This is a genomic window from Pedobacter sp. JCM 36344 (genome assembly GCF_046546555.1).
Lineage (GTDB): Bacteria > Bacteroidota > Bacteroidia > Sphingobacteriales > Sphingobacteriaceae > Pedobacter.
Genome location: NZ_JBKHKK010000006.1, coordinates 1 through 19,308, shown reverse-complemented (window position 1 = coordinate 19,308; position 19,308 = coordinate 1). Strand labels below are relative to the sequence as shown.

Here is a 19,308-nt window from a genome sequence, read left to right as displayed (position 1 = left end):
TATCAAATGTTTGGCTAGTTTTGTCTTTTATAAAAGCTAAAAATCTGGTGATGACGTCAAATGATACTATAGTTGCTTTATCCACTCCGCCAGGAATCGGTGCGATAGGAGTGATCCGTTTGTCCGGGAAGGATGCCATAACTATTACTAACAATGTGTTTTCTGGAAGGGACTTGCTAAAACAAGCCTCACACACCATACATTTTGGTACAATTAAGGATGGTGATCAAGTAATTGATGAGGTTTTGGTGAGTTTATTTGTTGAACCGAAATCATATACAAAGGAAAATGTTGTGGAGATTTCTTGTCACGGATCCAATTACATTATTCAGCAGATTATCTCCCTGTTGATTAAAAAAGGGGCTAGTGCGGCTAAGCCGGGCGAATTTACACTACGGGCGTTTTTAAATGGATCATTAGACCTTTCACAAGCGGAGGCCGTAGCAGATTTGATCTCTTCAGATTCGGCGGCTGCGCATCAGGTAGCAATGAATCAATTAAGAGGCGGTTTTAGTACGGAGTTGAACATTCTAAGAGATCAATTGATCCATTTTGCTTCGATGATTGAACTGGAACTTGATTTTGCCGAAGAGGATGTAGAGTTTGCGAACCGCGATCAACTTCAAGATCTGATCTCCAAGATCAATTTAGTGATCAATAAGCTGATTCGATCCTTCGAACTTGGCAACGTAATTAAATCGGGCATCAACACCGTAATTGCCGGTCGCCCTAATGCTGGTAAATCCACTTTGCTGAACGCGTTACTCAACGACGATAGAGCGATTGTTAGTGAGATACCAGGGACAACGAGGGATACTATTGAAGAAGTCTTAAATATCGGAGGTATTAACTTTAGATTAATAGATACGGCGGGAATCCGTGAAGCAACTGATGCGATAGAGGCGATAGGCGTGGAGAAAACAATGCAGAAGATCAATCAATCTGCACTGTTAGTTTATTTATTTGACGTAGTTAACCTGTCCGTTTCCGAAATCAGGGAGGATATAGAAAGGTTGTACAAACCAGGAATAACGATGCTGGCAATTGCAAATAAGATAGATTTATCTTACAATGATCGATTGAAAGAGTTGCAATTACCCTCAGATATTAAATTCATGGCGATCTCGGCTAAAGAAAACCACCAGATTGAAGAACTGAAACAGTTGATCTATGAGTCAGCAGTAGGCGATAAGCTTTCTGATAACCATACCATGGTAACGAACATCAGGCACGTTGAGGCGCTGCAAAAAACTAGAACAGCGTTAGATAGCGTGATGAACGGATTAGATAACCCAGTTACTTCAGATTTCTTGGCGATGGATATTAAGCAGGCGCTGTACTATCTAGGTGAGATTACCGGACAGGTCACTACAGATGATTTACTGGATAATATCTTTAGTAAGTTTTGTATCGGCAAATAATCGCACAAAAAATCACAAAATAAGCACATAATAAATCGACTTAAATCGCTGTAATTAACCATTATAGCGATTTTTTTGTTGGCTTTATTTTTTGGAACTATCGGTTAGTTTTGGTTAATTTTGTTCCTTATTTGTTCCCCAAAAGTTGATTTGTTCCTCATGGATTTTGAGGGGGGAGATAACTGGACACTTTTAAACACTTTATTACAAAAAAATACACTTTTAACCGGTTTTTTACATGAGTTCTAATATTCGGGTAGCCAGAATTTGTCAGCATTGCGGAGTAGCGTTTGAAGCTAAAACAACGGTTACGAAATTTTGCAGTGAGCCATGTGGTAAACGAGCTTATAAGGCCAATTTGCGAAAGAATAAGGTTGAAAGAAGTCAACGGGAAACGAAGATTATTAAGGACAGGCCATTAGAAGATTTAAAAGCGAAAGAGTTTCTTACAGTTCGTGATGTTGCCCTTCTGCTTAATAGTTCAAAGCAAACGGTTTATAATCTCATTAATTCAGGGATTATTTATGCGGTGAACATTAAGGTCAAAAAAACATTGATCAAACGTTCTGAGATAGATAACTTATTTAACCTGCCGGAAGTAGTTCCGGTTGCGAAAAGGGAATCTAAAGTGAGGCAGCTTAATGAAAATGAATGTTATTCAATGTCTGAGATTCAAACAAAATTCGGGGTGTCGGACAAAGCATTATATAACCTGATAAAAAGAAATAACGTCCCGAAGTTTCAAAAGGGCAAATATGTATATGCATCCAAAAAGATAATTGACGAATTGTTAGCAGCTAAAAATTGATAATATGGCAAAGGTCACGTTAAGAAAGAAGCCAATCACAAAGGGCAGGCAAGCTTTGTACCTAGATTATTATCCTCCCATAATGCATCCGGATACCGGGAAGCCAGTCCGGAGGGAATATCTTAAAATCTATGTGTTTGACCGGCCACGAACGGAGATAGATAAAGAACATAACAGAGAAACGCAAAAGTTGGCAGAAAACCTGCGGGCGATGCGGCAGATTGAGATTCAGAATTTGAGGTTCGGTTTTCTGTCTGATAGTAAACGCAACGCCGATTTTATTAATTTCTTCAAAGAAACAGCTATAAAGCGCAGTGGTTCCAATGCAGATAACTGGAATATGGCGGTTCAATATTTTATCAGTTTCGCTGGTCAGCAGTTACGCTTTGCAGATCTTAACGAGATTTTGTGTGAAGATTACCGGGATTACTTATTGAAAGCCCAAAGTATCGGGAGAGCCGGAAGGAGCATATCAACCAATACCTCAGTAAGCTATTTTGGCAAATTCCGGGCGGCTTTAAAAGCTGCTTTCAAAGCAGGATATATTTCTACCAATTTGGGAGAACGCATTGATGGTATCAAGGCAAGGGAAACCCATCGGGAATATTTATCGCTTGAAGAACTTCAGCGGCTGGCAAAAACTGAATGTGAATCGCCTGTCATAAAAAAAGCATCGCTGTTTTCGTCGCTGACAGGGCTACGGTTCTCCGATATCGAAAAGCTTACCTGGAGCGAAGTAAGAGGCACAGAGGATAATTATTATCTCCAATTCAGGCAGGAGAAAACAGAAGGGACAGAAAACCTGCCGTTATCTGATCAGGCGGTGTCCTTGTTAGGCGAACGCACATCAGCGAACGAAAAAGTATTTATAGGTTTGAAGTATGCACATATCGATGCGTTTCTTCCGAAGTGGTTGCTTAAAGCAAAAATTGAAAAGCATGTAACTTTTCATAGTTTCAGACACACTTATGCAACTTTACAACTCGCGTCAGGCACTGATATTTATACAGTATCTAAGATGTTGGGGCATCGTAACCTGAAAACCACACAAGTTTATACAAAGATTGTTGATTCAAAGAAAAAGGAAGCAGCCAACAGAATAAAGCTGGATTTACTTTAAGCATCTGCCCTATGCAACATTTTAAGGATTTTATTATCAGGCTTCACACCTTTGATATTCAACGTAAGCAAAGAAATACCATATCAGGTGGAATTCAAACCATAGTACCGGGTACCAGTTACTACGATCTAAGTAATGAGAACCCTTATTTGTCCTCCGATTTTAGGAATCGGTTAACAGAATTAACAGAACTGGCAGTTACAGATCTTTTAATGCTCTCTGATGAACAAATACGCAATCATGTGCAACGTCTGGAACAGATCAAGGGTCGGTTTCAAGATTTTTGGAAGAAATATTATGGAAGTCGTGCCCCTTTTTCTCAAAACGACAGGATATTGCTTTTTTCGAACCTACAGCTACAAGAAAATTTCATAGTGCTAGGCCTTAGTTCGGAGGATACAGCTATACAGATAACAGATCAGTTCTTGGATGATTTATGTGACTCCGTACAAGCCAAAGAAGAAGCTATAAAAAAGCTGGAGCAAACCGTTCAGAGAGTAACAGTCTCGGAAGAGAAAGAAGATATTAAATGGGCGACTAAATATGAATCGGGAAAAGGTGCGCCTAGTTTTAAATCCCCGGAAATCATTGAGGCATTTTATGATATTCTAAAGCCTTATTTCTTAAATGAAGACCGGGAGCAGCTTGCGAACTTATTGCAAACAAACTCTACAGAAACCGGCCTGCTTTTATTTAACGGTTTTGGTAATCAGCTTGCGGATGCATTTAAACAATTGCTTGATTCTAATCTGGTTGTGGGGTGTAACCAAGGAGAACTGGAAAATTGGATACTTAATCATTTTCTATACCGGGATAAAGGAAAACCGAAGAAATTCACTGAAAAATATCTGAACAATATCATCTCTTCCACAACAAAGCAATGTCAATCTCCGATATTAGATGTGAAGAAAAAAGATGACGGACAGTTTGGAATTTTCCCCTCACAAAGAAATAAGAGAAATCACAAAAAATAATAGGGTTCTGGGAGGGTTATAGGATTACCCCCTTGTAACCCTGCAAAGCATCATTATATCATTGCGGCATAAACTTAAATAATGCCGTTATGGAACAATTTACATTCGAGCAATTACCACAGGCAGTGAGTAAACTGCATGAGAAACTGAACAGTATTGAACAGTTGCTAAAAGAAGGGCAGCACCAGCCACAGGATACTGATGAGCTGTTAAGCATTTCAGAAGCTGCCCGGTTCATCAATCTTTCGGTGCCAACTATTTATAGTAAGGTTAGCCGAAAAGAAATACCTGTAAATAAGCAGGGTAAACGTCTTTATTTTTACAAATCAGAACTTATCAACTGGATTAAATCCGGCAGGAGGAAAACTGCTTTTGAAATTCGGCAGGAGGCAGAGCAAATACTGACCTTAAATAAACGCAGGGCAAATCGCATAAATGAACCTTATTGATCCACAGAAATGAATATTCAGGTATTAAAAAAGTGGTCGATAGTCGATTTTCTCAGGTCGGTTGGAATTGACCCTAAATTTATAAAAGGTAATGATTACTGGTATATCTCACCTTTCCGGGATGAACGAACACCTTCCTTCAAGGTCAATCAAAAAATGAATGTGTGGTATGATCACGGAATAGGCAAGGGTGGGAACTTGATTGATTTTGCAGTCCTTCATTTTAATTGCTCTGTTAGTGATTTATTAAAGAAGTACCCAGAAGAACATCCATCTTTTTCTTTTCACCCGCCTCTGCATACGGAAGGTTTGCCGGTGCATCAGCAACTCATTGCTGATGAAAAGAAAAATAATGATGGCGGAAAAATAATAATTCTTGAAGCCCGGCCATTAACAGACAAAATATTACTCGACTATCTAAAGAGCCGGTGTATCTCGCCAGATATAGCTAAACTTCATTGTAAAGAAGTCGATTTTCTGCTATACGGTAAAACGAGAACAGTTATTGGTTTTCAAAATAACGAGGGAGGGTATGAATTAAGAAGTCGGGATTTTAAAGGTTGCAGCTCGCCTAAAGCGGTCACTTTTATTAATTCTGGAATGAAATCACTTGCAGTTTTTGAAGGCTTCTTTAATTACCTGTCAATCCGTTCAATGAAACAACGGGCTACTAATCTATCGACAAATTTTCTCGTACTTAATTCGCTCGCACTTTTTCATTCTTCTCGTCCACTCATGGAAAAACATGAACGTGTTAATCTCTATCTGGACCGGGATAAAGCCGGAGTTAAACATACTCTCGAAGCTTTGCATTGGGATAATAAGAGATATACAGATCGAAGCAATTTGTACCATGATTATAAGGATTTGAATGAGTGGCTTACTCATCATAAGCCCGACATAAAACACCTGCCTCAGATACAAAGATCTTCTTGGCGTTAGGGTAGCCAGCTATGTTTTGGTAAAACCAAAACGCTGTATCAATCATCCGCAGCAGCGGATTCACTGATGGTTTTTCATCCGCCTCTAGCGGATTCAAAAAAGGGAGGGAGCTTATGGAAAAGCAAAATGTAATCAAAAGCAAGGGAGGCCGACCGAAGAAAACAATAAAAAGGGAACAGCTAATGGCTTTAAAATGCACATCGTACGAACGGAAAGTGATTGAAACCCGAGCCAAAAGTGCCAACCTCTCCGTGTCAGAATATCTTCGGGAACTTGGACTGACCGGGAAAATCGACAGCCGGAATAAAGCTTTGCCAAAAGAGGTTTTAAGTTTTACCGCTACTTTGAATCACATGGCGGCAAATCTGAACCAGATAGCCCGGAAGCGAAATGGAACCGATGAACTCAGTCCATTGGAACGTGCCGGATTGAAGGTGCAATCAGGACAGGTAAAGGAGCTGGCAATAGAAATTAAAAACTACTTACGATGATCGGTCATGTTTCAATAGGAGCGTCTTTTTATCACTGCATCAGTTATTGCCTGGAAGATAAGCGGGAGTTGTCAGAAGAGCAAAAACAGCGGTTATCTGAAAATGATGCTTTACAACATCGGGAAAGGGCGGAGGTTCTAGAATACAATAAATGCTTTGGAAACAAACATGAGTTGACGGAACAATTCAAAGATGTTCAGAAACTAAGCAGGCGTATAGAGAAGCCGGTGCTGCATTTATCCCTTCGGTTAGCTCCCGGTGAATCGCTGACCAAAGAGCAATTGATAGAGATAGGCAGGTCATGTGCCAAGGAGTTCGGCATAGCCGAAAATCAATATATCTGCGTATTGCATAAAGATACCAAAGAACAGCATATACACATTGCGGCCAATAGAGTTGGCTTTGATGGGAAAGTAGCCAGTGATAGCAATAGTTATAAACGCATGGCCGCTCTTTGCCGCAACCTGGAAAAGCAGTATCATTTAAAGGAGGTGTTGAGCCCCCGTGCCTTTTTATCTGCTAAAGACAGAGCATTGCCCAGGTACGATAACAGGAAGGAGAAGTTAAAAACAGATATCCGAAATGCCTTAGAGAAGGCAACTTTATACTCAACTTTTGAACAACAGATGAAGACCCGGGGATATAAAGTAATTAAAGGTCGTGGAATATCTTTCATAGATAATAAAAAGGTAAAAATCAAAGGGAGTGAGGTTGGTTTTTCATTGGGAAAGATTGAAAAGATATTAAGCCTGAAACAGCAGCTCGAGATGAATCGGTCCGAACGGCAAAGTAAAGGCCATGAAAATACGCTCTTTAATAACTCCGTACAAGCACGGTCGGGGTCATCTGTCGGACATCATCATACAGATGAATTGGTTGAGATAATTGAAAAGCAAATTTCTGGAATCTTATATCAATTGATGAAGCCGGAATATGGGGGTGACCATGTGAACCCGGAACTAATTAAAGAGGTGAAAAGAAAGAGAAGAAGTATATCTATAAGCCGTTAAAAAATGCTTTTTATGGGAACTACAACAAATAACGAACAACCTGGAACAGAAATATTAGGCTTGGTACTGGAGGAGTTAACTCAGGAACAGAAATCTACAAATCAAACTATTGCTGATTTAGTAACAGCAGTTAATAGTTTAGGCAACAAGGTAGATGCTTTCAAAAATGAGTTGGAAAAGCCAAAATCGATATCAGTAGTTGCTGATACAAAGTCTATCCAACATAGTATACAAAAGGGGATAACAGATATAAAAATAATGCTCGGCTCCCAACCAAAAAACATTATCCGCAAATTTCAAATATTGCTGTTCCCTGAACAAGACGCTAAGTTATTCTATAAGATAGTGTTTGGCCGCTGGTTTTTAATGATAGTAATTGCTCTGTTTATTCTGAATGTATATAACTGGAGTATTCATTACACTGATACCCAAAAGGAAATTAAACTGCAGCAATTAGAAAATGATAGAATAAGACGAGCCTGGACGTATATGTATTTGAATAATAGTAAAAAAGTTAAGGCGACGATGGAAAAAGCGTATTTGAAAAGCGAATAGACAGTTCCCTTCAAATTTTGTTTGTCCGATTTATTTGTATGTTTACTTCCTGTGTAACGATAAGACCCATTTTTTAGGTCTTTTGATTACAATAAAGGTAATGGCAGACAGTGTATATATATCTCTGAATTTAACTCAACAGCAACTGGAATTTATGAAATTGCTTGAAGAGCATGAAATAGATATATTTCGCTTTGAGGAGATTGAAAATCAGCTAAACCAAAAGTTCGAAAATCTTAATGAGATCTTGGAGAATCTGGTTCATAAGGAATTACTATCCAGAATTGAAAAAGGAAAGTTTTGTCGTGCAAATTTCCGTGATGAAAACGTGATAGGAACGTTCGTTGTAAAGCAAGGTGCGGTCGCTTACTGGTCTGCGTTGAACTTACACGGATTGACTGAACAATTTGCCAATACCATATTTATACAAACCCCCCACAGAAAAAAGGATAAAGTTCTTTTAGGCACCGCCTATAAATTTGTGACAATTTCAGAAAGTAAGCGTACCGGGATAATTACCAATGGTTATGGAAACACCAGGTATCCTTTAACAGATATCGAGAAAACAATTATAGACTGTTTTGACCAACCCCAATATTCGGGCGGATATGCCGAGCTGATACATGCTCTCAGCCAGGCAGATTTAAGTACTGAAAAGATGATTCGTTATTGCAAAGCTGTTGGTAATACCGCAGTAACCAAGCGTATTGGCTTTCTGGTAGAGCTGTTTGGCAAGCAGGAGCTAAAGGGGTTTATTGGTTTTGCAAAGCAACAAGCGAACGAAAAGTACAACCTTATAGATCCTCAGGTTTCAGAAAAGGGTGAGTTTTTGGCTGAATGGAAACTGCGGCTAAATATTAGCCGGGACGAATTACTTAATCTTTCAGAAAAACAGTACTGATGATTTTAAGAAAGGAGATAAAAAGGATTGCCCTACAAAAATGTAACACGTTCCACTAGATAAAGATTGGATGTTAGGGCATTTTATTGATGCTATCTATTCAATTCCGGCTTGCCCAGAAAGCCTGGTATTTAAAGGAACCTGTCTGAAAAAATGCTTCATTCCTGATTACTGTTTTTCTGAAGATCTGGATTTTACGGCAATAAAGCCGGCTTTCATTTGGACGCAGAGCAACAACCAATAACTCATCAATCCTCTGATAAACTGGCAAATACAGACCAAAAGATTCCCTGCTATAATTTAAAGGAAGTAATGTCTGAAAAGCTAAGCCCTGATACAACGCTCTTATTCAGCACCCCGAGATTATTTATTTGTCAAGCAACCTGGCAGATATAGAATGGCCTGTAATAGTTGAAGCATTTTATGAAAAGATGAAGTTTAAAAACCTCGAATTCACCGGCATTGATCAATTTATAAATGATATAAAAAGCTGAAAGGAGCCTGGAAGAATAGCCCCATTAGCAAAAATTAAATATTTTGTAGCCTGATTACTGAACTTTTTTTGTAAATATCAATAATTGATTTACATTTGTAGGCGGACTACTGACAAAAAAGTGAAAAAAAAGATAAATGAATTAGTTCAAATGCATACTGGAGTATATGCAAAGCCCCAACTTGAGGGTGAAGTTTACTATATTCAAGCCAGGCATTTTGATAAAAACAGAGAGTTTCTAGCATCTGTTAAACCAGATTTGCCTGGGGATATGAAGCGGGAAAAGCATTATTTGACCGTGGGTGATGTAATAGTTGCCTCAAAAGGCTATGATCATTTTGCAGTAGCCTATAAAGGGGTTATCAAGCCAGCAGTTGCTTCATCTATGTTTATCGTGCTCCGTATTGAAAAGGCGAACATGCTGTTGCCCGATTTCTTGGCTTGGTTTATTAATCATTCTTCTACGCAAAATATATTGTTAGCAAATTCTAAAGGCACTTCCCTGCCCTCTATAAGCAAAGTTGATATAGGTAATTTAGAAATTTCGATTCCATTAATTTCTCAGCAACAGAGTATAATTAAAATACAATCACTACAGAAGCAGGCAATAGGCATACAAAAGCAAATAGGCGCTCTGAAGGAGCAATATATTCAACAATTAATATTAAATACATTAAAATAAATGAGCACTAAAATTACCTCTAAGGATATCAATCAGACAGTATGGAAAGCATGTGGGACATTCCGTGGCGTAATCGATCCAAGCCAGTATAAGGATTACATCCTTACTATGCTATTCTTAAAGTATGTGAGTGATTTGCATAAGGATATTTACAAACAACATCTTGAAAAATACAAAGGAGATATAGAGCGTACACACAGAGCAATGAAAATGGAAAGGTTCAATTTGCCACACAATAGTACGTTTGATTATCTTTATGAGCATCGTAACGATACAAATATTGGAGAGGTGATAGATATTGCCTTGACTGATTTAGAAGAGGCTAACCGGGAAAAACTAAGTAGCGAAGACGGCAGTGGAATTTTCCGTAATATCAGCTTTAATAGCAATAACCTGGGAGACGCTAAGGACAAAAATAGTCGCCTAAAAAACCTGTTGAACGATTTTAATGCTATCGATTTAACACCATCCCATTTAGAGAACAACGATGTTATTGGGGATGCCTATGAATATCTAATCTCTTTTTTTGCTAGTGATGCGGGTAAAAAGGCCGGAGAGTTTTACACCCCAAGTGAAGTTTCCACACTTATAGCAAAATTAACAAAGTCTAAACCGGGATCAAGAATTTGTGACCCTACCTGTGGCTCAGCATCATTACTGATCAAAGCAGGTAAAGAAGTTGGATCCAATGACTTCTCGTTATATGGCCAGGAAGCGAACGGAAGCACCTGGGCTTTGGCGGTAATGAACATGTTTTTGCATGGCTTTGATAATGCAACCATTCGCTGGGGAGATACGATTCGCAATCCAAAGCTTAAAGAGGGTGATTCATTGATGAAATTTGATACCGTGATAGCTAATCCTCCTTTTTCTTTGGATAAATGGGGCAAGGTAGATGATAAGGAAGAAAATAAAGCGAGTAACAGTTTCGACCCTGAGTCAGACAAATACAATCGCTTCTGGCGGGGCATACCACCTAAAAGCAAGGGCGATTGGGCTTTTATTACCCATATGATTGAGACACTTAACGAGCATGGGAAAGCTGGTGTAGTAGTACCACACGGTGTATTATTCAGAGGCAGCAGTGAGGGGAAAATACGACAGAAAACAATTGAAGAAAATTTGCTGGAAGCTGTTATAGGTTTACCATCTAATTTATTTTACGGTACTGGCATACCGGCCGCTATTTTAATCTTCAACAAGGCGAAGGGAAAGAATAAGAACGTACTTTTTATAGATGCCAGCAGTAAAGGCAACTACGATGCGGGTAAAAATCAAAACAAGCTTAATAAGAAGGGAATTAAAAATATTATTGACACCTATAGCAGTTTTACTTCAGGCAATTTAGTTCCCGGTATTCTGGAAGATAAATTCAGTTATGTGGCTACTGTCGAAGAAATTGCTGAAAATGCTTACAACCTGAATATTCCCCGCTATGTGGATACGTTTGTGGAAGAGCAAGAGGTGGACATCACAGCTGTACAAATGGAAATTGTAAAACTGGAGGAGGAATTGAAATCTGTGCAAATGGAGATGGATCGATATTTAAAAGAGTTAACGGACTGATGAGCAATTTGAAAAAACGTTCAAAGACTTTTCACAACACAGTTATTCCATATAATTGGGAAGTGATAGAATTTGGTGAATTTGCGGAACTTGAGAAGGGCAAATATGTTCCTGTTGCTAATGAGCATTTCCGCTGTTTAGAACTGGAACATTTTGAACAGGGAACAGGTCATATTCTGGGATGGGTTAATTCATCAGAGCAGAAGAGTACAAAAAATAAATTCAAAAATGGACATGTACTATTTGGGAAACTCAGACCATATTTACAGAAATATTGGCTTGCACAATATGATGGTGTGTGTTCAAGCGAAGTTTGGGTATTGAATTCTAAAAATAAGAAATGTTGTAATAATTTTCTGTTTCGTATAGTTCAATCAGGCCGCTTTATTCAAGTTGCAAATGTTTCATCAGGCTCCAAAATGCCGAGAGCGGATTGGGGTTATGTTTCATCCTTCCCTTTTCTCATTCCACCAATTCCAGAACAGCTAGCCATAACGCATATACTGGATTTAATTGACAGAGCTATTCAAAAAAACAACCAACTCATCGCACAAAAAGAACTTCGAAAAAAATGGCTGATGCAACAGTTGCTTACAGGGAAGAAAAGGTTGATGGGGTTTAATGGGGAGTGGAAGGAAAACAAACTTGAATACTTTATTAAAGAGTATAAACAAAAGCCTAGTGAATTTCATAATTATAATATTTTAACATCTGCAAAAGCTGGCTTAATAATGCAAACAGATTATTATGGAGATAATAGAATTACCAATCGAGATGATGCTGACTATAATGTAATTCCCCCAAACCATCTAACCTATCGTTCAAGAAGCGATGACGGCTTATTTACCTTTAATAAAAATGATTCCGGGTTAACTGGTTTAATAAGTGGTTATTATCCGGTGTTCACCATAATCAATGGTGACATTGATTTTATCTGGAGGTATATCAATTACTACCGTCAAAAGCTGACCAAGTATGCTATAGGCACTTCTCAGCTTGTTCTATCTATAAATGCACTAAAGGAAGCTAAGTTCCATTTACCAAATTTAGAAGAACAAAGGGCTATAGGCAGGGTCTTGCAAGCTGCCGATAAAGAAATACACCTTCTCAAGGCTAAAACCGAGCAGCTTCAAGAACAAAAAAAAGGCTTGATGCAAGTATTGTTAACAGGTAAAAAAAGATTAAACTAAACTTATAAGCATGAGATCAATAGGAATACAAATTGATGCAAATGAGATCATTTTAGTGGTGCTCAACCGTGATGCAACTGGCATTATTACACAGACAGATGGATGTGTTAAATTCAATATTGCTGACCATACTATTTCAACCCAAGTGCAACAGTTCAGAGATCAAGTAAATAGTACATTTGATTTAATTGCGCCTACTACAATAGGGGTTAAAATGCGAAATGCAAAAGCTACTGCCACTGGAAAGGTTAGGCCCCCGTCGCCCGTTTCTTTTAAACTTGAAGGTATTATTCAACTATATACCAAATGTCCAATTGAATTTGTCTGGTCTCAGACGATTACGGCTTTTAAAAAGAAAAATGGTGCTATCCCAGCATCAAAAAATAAGTATCAGCAGGATGCATACGATATAGCTCATTATTTATTAAGTAAATGAGATAACCATGGAGTTAAATGATGAAGACTGTGTAGAAACCATTCGACAATTTGTTAGGAGTAATCCTGATATAGAAGTATATGATTATATCCGCAGGGGATGTAATGGTGATGTCTATTTTGGGAAAAGAAAGAAGATTGGAGATGATGTTGTATTGAAATTTTATTGGTCACATCCGAATTATGATGAGACAGAAGAGTGCGTGATACTGCATAAAATAAAAAGTGAGAATGTTTTAGAGATAAAAGAATGTCGCTTTCTGCCTCCAAATTTTGCATATTTTTTAACTCCTAAAATATCCGGTGGCGACTTACAAGGGATTATAGATTCCCGACCGGTATCCTCTAAAGAAGCATTGCAAATTGTTGCAGGTGTATTAATTGGATTAACAGAGTTGCATTCTAACCATAGTTTGGTTCATCGTGATTTAAAACCCGGAAATATTTTAATCGATGCAGATACAAATAAGCCTATTATTGCGGATTTAGGAGCTGTAAAAAAAATAGATCAGGCAAATGGATTCGTTACAGCTTCAAAATCCACTTATTTGTTTCTACCACCCGAATCTGTAAAAAAGGATGAGTACTATTTTGAATCAGATATATATCAGGTAGGGATAATTCTTTTTCAGTTACTAAATGGGTTTTTTCCGATCAACGACCCCACAAGATGGTTGTCAAAAAGACAAGAGAATCAATTAATCGCTATTAGAAATTCCAGTCAAAGAAATTTAAAATTCGATGAAATAATAGGAAATAAAATCACAAAAGGTTCTTTAATAAATTCATCAACAATGCCAAAGTATTTGGACGGGATTTATAAAAGAATTATCGACAAAGCTACCCATGTAAACTATAAGCAGAGATATAAGAATCCATCATTTTTTTTGAAGGAAATTCATAAAGCATTGCGGGAAACTCCAAATTATTTGTTTGAAAATGATCTATTAAATATTAGCCACGACAATGGGAAGCAGTTTAAGATTTATGAAAACAACAGGAAAGCTGTCGTGCTCGAAAAGAGTGTTTCGAAGAACGTATGGCGAAAAGATAATAGCCATAAAGGAACAATAGAATCTGCTTTAGAAATAGCAAGAAAAAATTAAGTATATGGCATACAAAATACCCTTACTTCCTATAGGTTTAGAAATTGAAACCAAAGCTGTGTTAAAAAAGACAGCGTCTGCAAGAAGTGCTTTAGCAGAAATGAAAGGAGCCGCCGCCAGCATTCCCAATGAAAATATTTTAATTAGTACCCTTGGTTTACAAGAGGCTAAAGACAGCTCTGCCATTGAAAATATCATTACAACTCATGATGAGTTGTATCAGTCGGATTTTATATCAAAAAGCTTTAGAAATCTGGCTGCCAAAGAAGTTCATAATTATGCCCAGGCATTACGTACTGGGTTTGAAATTGTAAAGCAGAAAGGGTTTATTTCTAATAATCATATTTTACAGATTCAGGCAACTATTGAAGAAAACAGTGCAGGCTTCCGGAAATTACCCGGTACAGCTCTAAAAAATGAACAAACCGGTGAAGTAATATATACACCACCTCAACACCCTGCGGAAATTCAAGAGCTGATGAATAACCTTGAACAGTTTATAAATGACAACAGCTTAAGCGATTGGGATCCGTTGGTTAAAATGGCTGTTATTCATCATCAGTTTGAAAGCATACACCCTTTTTATGATGGTAACGGTAGAACTGGAAGAATCATTAATATTCTTTTTCTGGTGAACGAGGGATTGCTAAATATTCCTATTTTATATTTAAGTCGTTTTATCAATCAAAATAAAGGCGAATATTATAGACTCTTGCAAAAAGTAAGAAGTGAAAGCGCCTGGGAAGAATGGGTGCTTTTTATTCTGGAAGCAGTAGAGCAGACTTCTTTACAGGCCATCCGCGTTATCCAGGGTATTAAGGAGTTAATGTTGAGTCATAAATCCAAAATTAGAACTGAACTTCCTAAAATTTATAGTCAGGATTTATTAAACAATATTTTTAAGCATCCTTATACGAAAATAGATTTCGTAATGAAAGAGTTAGGCGTAAGTAGAATTACAGCTACACGTTACCTCGATGAACTTACCGCTATTGGTATACTGCAAAAAGAGAAGATATGGAAGGATAATTACTATATAAATAAGGGGTTGTTCGATTTTTTAGCTGATGTTAATACCAAGTAGTCATGTATAGAAACGAAAGAGTTTCTATGTGTGAACTTTATGTCGTGTATAGGTAATTGTATTTTTATATATATGATAGCGGCATCATGTATAGAAAATAATCGTAGAAAAGTATAATGGAAACACCCAGCTTTAAGGAAGATCACATTAGTCAGATACCAGCTCTGCAATTTTTGCAAAAGTTAGGCTATACATATCTAAGCCAGGAAGAAGCATTAGCTCTGCGGGCTAATAAAACGACCAATGTATTGCTTGAAGATATTTTGCGTAAGCAACTAAAAGAAATAAACAGCATTAAACTAAGTTCTACCAAAACCGCAATTTTTAGTGATGCTAATATAGAAAATGGAATTCTGGCATTAAAGGATATACCTATGAACGAAGGATATATTTCTGCATGTGAGATCGCTTACAACCTAATCACCTTAGGCAAGGCACTAGAGCAAAGCATTGACGGTGATAAAAAGAGTTTTACCCTTCAATATGTCGACTGGCAGAATATAAACAACAATGTATTCCATATTGCCGAAGAATACAATGTAATGAGAAGTACAAGTAAAGAGCATTATCGGCCTGATATAGTACTTTTTGTAAATGGAATACCATTAAGTGTCATTGAATGTAAGCGCCCGGATAATAAAGATCCAATGGCTCAGGCAATAAGCCAGCAATTAAGAAGCCAACAAGAGGATGGTATAAGAAGCCTCTATGTTTATACACAAACGCTACTTTGCATAAGCTGCAATGAAGGAAGGTATGCGACAAATGCAACGCCCGAAAAATTTTGGGCACATTGGGAGGAAAAATTTAACTCCTCTGAAGAAGAGCAGTCATTTAGAGCCGAATTAAGCCAACTACGAAACACACCATTAAGGATAGAACAAAAAGAAAAGCTCTTTGGAGATCGGTTTAAATATGTCCGCAAGTATTTCGATGATTTAGAGCATGAGAATATTATGCCGGTAAGGCAAGATGAGCTTTTATTTGGTTTATGCAGCCCGGCAAGATTATTAGACTTTACTTATAACTTCATTTTATTTGATAGTGGAGAAAAGAAGATAGCAAGGTATCAGCAATTCTTTGCCATTAAAAAAGCGATGCGGCGTTTAACGCATTTAGAAGGAGGAAAACGTAAAGGAGGAATTATCTGGCATACCCAGGGAAGCGGAAAATCTTTAACAATGGTGATGCTTGCACAGGCTATTGCATTAGATAAGAATATCCGAAATCCTAAGATAATATTGGTTACAGACCGTACAGACTTGGATGAACAAATAACCGGTACGTTTCGCAAATGTGGAATGTTCGTGGAAAATGCCAGTACAGGTCAACGCCTTGTGGACTTACTCCAAAGTAAAGGTGATGCAGTAGTGACAACTATTATCAACAAGTTTGAAACCGCAGTAAAAAGGTTACCAGCTCCCCTAATTAGCCCTGAAATATTTGTTTTAGTAGATGAAGGGCACCGTACACAACATGGCACATTTAATATTGACATGCAAAAGACTTTGCCAAATGCCTGCTTCATTGCATTTACAGGCACACCTCTGTTTAAAAAGGATAAAAAAACATCCGATATATTCGGAGGTGAAATAGACAGGTATACTGTGGATAAGGCAGTTCAGGATAAAGCTGTAGTTCCTCTATTATATGAGGGTAGGCATGCATTTCAGCATGTAAATGAAAAACCAATAGATAATTTTTTCAATTTGGTTTCAGAACCATTGACTCCATATCAAAAGGCTGATTTAAAAAAGAAGTTTAGTAGGGCAGATCAATTAAATATAGCAGATCAAAAGATATATGCCATAAGTTGGGATATCAGTAAGCATTTTAAAGATAACTTTCAAGATAGAACACCCTTCAAAGGACAATTAGTTACACAAACAAAAGAAGCTGCTATTAAATATAAAAATTTCCTGGATGAAATTGGACTTGTAAGTTGTGAGGTAGTAATCTCTCCACCTGATGAACGTGAGGGTGAAGAAAGTGCTTATGGTGAAACATCAGATCGGTTAAAATCATTTTGGAAAAAGATGATGGATGAACACGGCAATTCCAAGCGGTACGATAAAAATATAATCAACAGGTTTAAAAATCAAAAGGCCCCTGAAATTATTATTGTCGTAGATAAATTGCTAACAGGATTTGATGTTCCTCAAAATACCGTTTTGTACTTAACCCGTAAATTGCAGGGACACACATTATTGCAAGCTATCGCACGAGTCAATCGCATTTTTCCTGATAAAGATTATGGATATATCATAGATTATTATGGAGTATTAGGTGCACTAGATGAAGCTTTGGAAGTATATTCCTCTTTTGAAGAATTTGATGCAGATGATTTGGAAGGTACATTAACTAATATAATAGAGGAGATAAAAAAATTACCACAGAAACATGCTGAGTTATGGGATATATTTAAAACTATAGCTAATAAAAGAGATGCTGAAGCCTATCAGCATTTGCTACGGGATGAAGCCATACGAGTTGTTTTTTACGATAAGTTAGCAGCATTTGCTAGAATCCTCAAAATGGCGTTTTCATCTATCCAATTTCACAAGGACACAGAGGAAAAAGTCGTTAATCGCTATAAAGAAGATTTATCTTTTTTTATAAAATTACGAAGTGCTGTTTTACAAAGGTATTCTGATGCTATCGATTACAAACAATATGAAGGACAGATTCAAAAGCTAATAGATACTCATATTCAAACTGACGAAGTTACGGTTATAACTGATCTGGTAAATATTTTTGATAAGGATAAATTTCAAGAAGAAGTAGAGAAAACATTAGGAGAAGCAGCAAAAGCAGATAAAATTGCATCTAGAACTTCCAAATACATTAGTGAAAAGATGGAAGAAGATCCGGCATTTTATAAAAAATTTTCCGAAATGCTGAAAGATGCAATTAAAGCTTACGAAGAACAGCGGATCACCGAATCACAATACCTCAACAAGGTTAAAGATATTATGGGATCTGTTTTGTCTCATACAGATTCAGACATTCCGGAAACTCTTGTCGATAAGGATGTTGCTAAGGCATTTTATGGCGTCACAAAGGAACTGCTTACAAGTAAAGTCAGCGATACGAAGATATTGAATATAATTTCGGCAGAAATTGCTATTGCTTCAGAAAATATTATTGAAAAATTGATTAAGGTTGACTGGTATTCACCAAGTAATATCGACATCCAAAAAAAGATGATACATTTAATAGGTGATTATCTAATTGACGAAGCAAGAGACAAATACCATTTATCTATCACCTTTGAAGAGATTGATACAATTGCAGAACGTATTGTAGAGATTGCAAAAATAAGAAGAATGTGATTAACGAATTTATACAGTTTGGCAGCAAACAAATTGACTTTCAACTAACTTATTCCGATAGAAAGTCACTCGGAATTACAATAACTCCAGAAATGGAAGTGCTTGTTAAAGCACCTACCGATACGCCATTAGATAAAGTCAAGGAAAAAGTAAAAAAGCGAGCACCGTGGATCATCAAGCAACTAAGTTTCTTTTTGTCCTTTCATCCAAAAACGCCAGAACGAAAATATGTGGGCGGTGAAACTCATTTATACTTAGGTAGGCAATATCGGCTGGAAGTTACGATTGGAAATCAGAATGAGGTTAAATATAAGGGGCGTTTTATTGAGATAATTACAAAGGATAAGATAAACACTAAGAGCTTATTGAAACAATGGTATAGAGACAAGGCTAAAATCAAATTCGCCGAGATTGCCGAACCGCTCATTCAGCGCTTTAAAAAATATAATGTTGAGCCTAAAGGGTTATTTATACAAGAAATGCCTACACGTTGGGGAAGTTGTACAACGAAAGGGAAAATAATTCTGAATCCCGAATTAATTAAAGCACCAAAGCCATGTATTGAATACGTAATTATTCATGAGCTTTGTCATCTTATATATCACAATCATACTCAGAAATTTATAGATCTACAGACCAAAGAAATGCGAGATTGGGAAAAGTGGAAGATGAAATTAGAAGCGCTATTAGCTTGATCTAATTAAGGTTTAAGAGGTTCATATTTCGACCTGCGGCAGGTTCATGCATTC

Annotated in this window: 19 protein-coding genes; all 19 read left to right on the top strand. The window is 37.3% G+C overall.

Features of this window, described 5'->3' with window-relative positions; genetic code table 11:
- The first annotated feature begins 50 nt into the window (after positions 1-50).
- The 19 genes from mnmE (at position 51) to ACHFIZ_RS07170 (ending at position 19,254) form a co-directional block, all read left to right on the top strand.
- On the top strand, positions 51-1,421 hold the full coding sequence (gene mnmE / locus ACHFIZ_RS07260) for a tRNA uridine-5-carboxymethylaminomethyl(34) synthesis GTPase MnmE (protein ID WP_410884331.1): 1,371 nt from the start codon (positions 51-53) through the stop codon (positions 1,419-1,421).
- A 238-nt stretch (positions 1,422-1,659) separates the two neighbouring features.
- Positions 1,660-2,229: a helix-turn-helix domain-containing protein gene (locus tag ACHFIZ_RS07255; RefSeq protein WP_410884329.1), complete on the top strand. Its 570-nt coding sequence runs from the start codon at positions 1,660-1,662 to the stop codon at positions 2,227-2,229.
- A gap of 4 nt (positions 2,230-2,233) precedes the next feature.
- Positions 2,234-3,349 carry a site-specific integrase gene (locus ACHFIZ_RS07250; RefSeq protein WP_410884327.1) on the top strand — a complete coding sequence of 372 codons (1,116 nt, stop codon included), beginning with the start codon at positions 2,234-2,236 and terminating at the stop codon, positions 3,347-3,349.
- A gap of 11 nt (positions 3,350-3,360) precedes the next feature.
- The gene (locus ACHFIZ_RS07245; RefSeq protein ID WP_410884325.1) at positions 3,361-4,323 is read left to right on the top strand and encodes a hypothetical protein; all 963 of its coding nucleotides are present in this window, start codon (positions 3,361-3,363) and stop codon (positions 4,321-4,323) included.
- An 89-nt stretch (positions 4,324-4,412) separates the two neighbouring features.
- Positions 4,413-4,772 (top strand): helix-turn-helix domain-containing protein, encoded by a 360-nt coding sequence (locus tag ACHFIZ_RS07240; RefSeq protein WP_410884323.1) that lies wholly within the window; start codon positions 4,413-4,415, stop codon positions 4,770-4,772.
- A 9-nt stretch (positions 4,773-4,781) separates the two neighbouring features.
- Positions 4,782-5,714, top strand: a complete 933-nt coding sequence (locus tag ACHFIZ_RS07235; protein ID WP_410884321.1) for a CHC2 zinc finger domain-containing protein — start codon at positions 4,782-4,784, stop codon at positions 5,712-5,714.
- Positions 5,715-5,827: 113 nt separating this feature from the next.
- Positions 5,828-6,205 carry a plasmid mobilization protein gene (locus tag ACHFIZ_RS07230; protein ID WP_410884319.1) on the top strand — a complete coding sequence of 126 codons (378 nt, stop codon included), beginning with the start codon at positions 5,828-5,830 and terminating at the stop codon, positions 6,203-6,205.
- Positions 6,202-7,215, top strand: a complete 1,014-nt coding sequence (locus ACHFIZ_RS07225) for a relaxase/mobilization nuclease domain-containing protein (RefSeq protein ID WP_410884317.1) — start codon at positions 6,202-6,204, stop codon at positions 7,213-7,215. The genes ACHFIZ_RS07230 and ACHFIZ_RS07225 overlap by 4 nt, the downstream gene beginning before the upstream one ends.
- A gap of 3 nt (positions 7,216-7,218) precedes the next feature.
- A complete protein-coding gene (locus tag ACHFIZ_RS07220) occupies positions 7,219-7,770 on the top strand; it encodes a hypothetical protein (protein ID WP_410884315.1) in 552 nt (183 codons plus the stop codon).
- A gap of 100 nt (positions 7,771-7,870) precedes the next feature.
- The gene (locus ACHFIZ_RS07215; protein ID WP_410884313.1) at positions 7,871-8,671 is read left to right on the top strand and encodes a type IV toxin-antitoxin system AbiEi family antitoxin domain-containing protein; all 801 of its coding nucleotides are present in this window, start codon (positions 7,871-7,873) and stop codon (positions 8,669-8,671) included.
- A gap of 70 nt (positions 8,672-8,741) precedes the next feature.
- Complete coding sequence (locus ACHFIZ_RS07210; RefSeq protein ID WP_410884311.1) at positions 8,742-8,915, top strand: nucleotidyl transferase AbiEii/AbiGii toxin family protein; 174 nt, start codon at positions 8,742-8,744, stop codon at positions 8,913-8,915.
- Between the two features lie 370 nt (positions 8,916-9,285).
- Positions 9,286-9,846, top strand: a complete 561-nt coding sequence (locus tag ACHFIZ_RS07205; RefSeq protein ID WP_410884309.1) for a restriction endonuclease subunit S — start codon at positions 9,286-9,288, stop codon at positions 9,844-9,846.
- Complete coding sequence (locus tag ACHFIZ_RS07200) at positions 9,847-11,412, top strand: type I restriction-modification system subunit M (RefSeq protein WP_410884307.1); 1,566 nt, start codon at positions 9,847-9,849, stop codon at positions 11,410-11,412. It abuts the gene before it with no gap.
- Between the two features lie 62 nt (positions 11,413-11,474).
- Positions 11,475-12,602, top strand: coding sequence for a restriction endonuclease subunit S (locus tag ACHFIZ_RS07195; RefSeq protein WP_410884305.1), 1,128 nt, complete (start codon positions 11,475-11,477; stop codon positions 12,600-12,602).
- Positions 12,603-12,612: 10 nt separating this feature from the next.
- A complete protein-coding gene (locus tag ACHFIZ_RS07190) occupies positions 12,613-13,038 on the top strand; it encodes a DUF3010 family protein (RefSeq protein ID WP_410884303.1) in 426 nt (141 codons plus the stop codon).
- A gap of 7 nt (positions 13,039-13,045) precedes the next feature.
- A complete protein-coding gene (locus ACHFIZ_RS07185) occupies positions 13,046-14,143 on the top strand; it encodes a protein kinase domain-containing protein (RefSeq protein WP_410884301.1) in 1,098 nt (365 codons plus the stop codon).
- Between the two features lie 4 nt (positions 14,144-14,147).
- Positions 14,148-15,227, top strand: coding sequence for a Fic family protein (locus tag ACHFIZ_RS07180; RefSeq protein ID WP_410884299.1), 1,080 nt, complete (start codon positions 14,148-14,150; stop codon positions 15,225-15,227).
- A gap of 116 nt (positions 15,228-15,343) precedes the next feature.
- On the top strand, positions 15,344-18,559 hold the full coding sequence (locus ACHFIZ_RS07175) for a type I restriction endonuclease subunit R (RefSeq protein WP_410884297.1): 3,216 nt from the start codon (positions 15,344-15,346) through the stop codon (positions 18,557-18,559).
- Positions 18,556-19,254, top strand: a complete 699-nt coding sequence (locus tag ACHFIZ_RS07170) for a M48 family metallopeptidase (protein ID WP_410884295.1) — start codon at positions 18,556-18,558, stop codon at positions 19,252-19,254. The genes ACHFIZ_RS07175 and ACHFIZ_RS07170 overlap by 4 nt, the downstream gene beginning before the upstream one ends.
- The last annotated feature ends 54 nt before the right edge of the window (positions 19,255-19,308 follow it).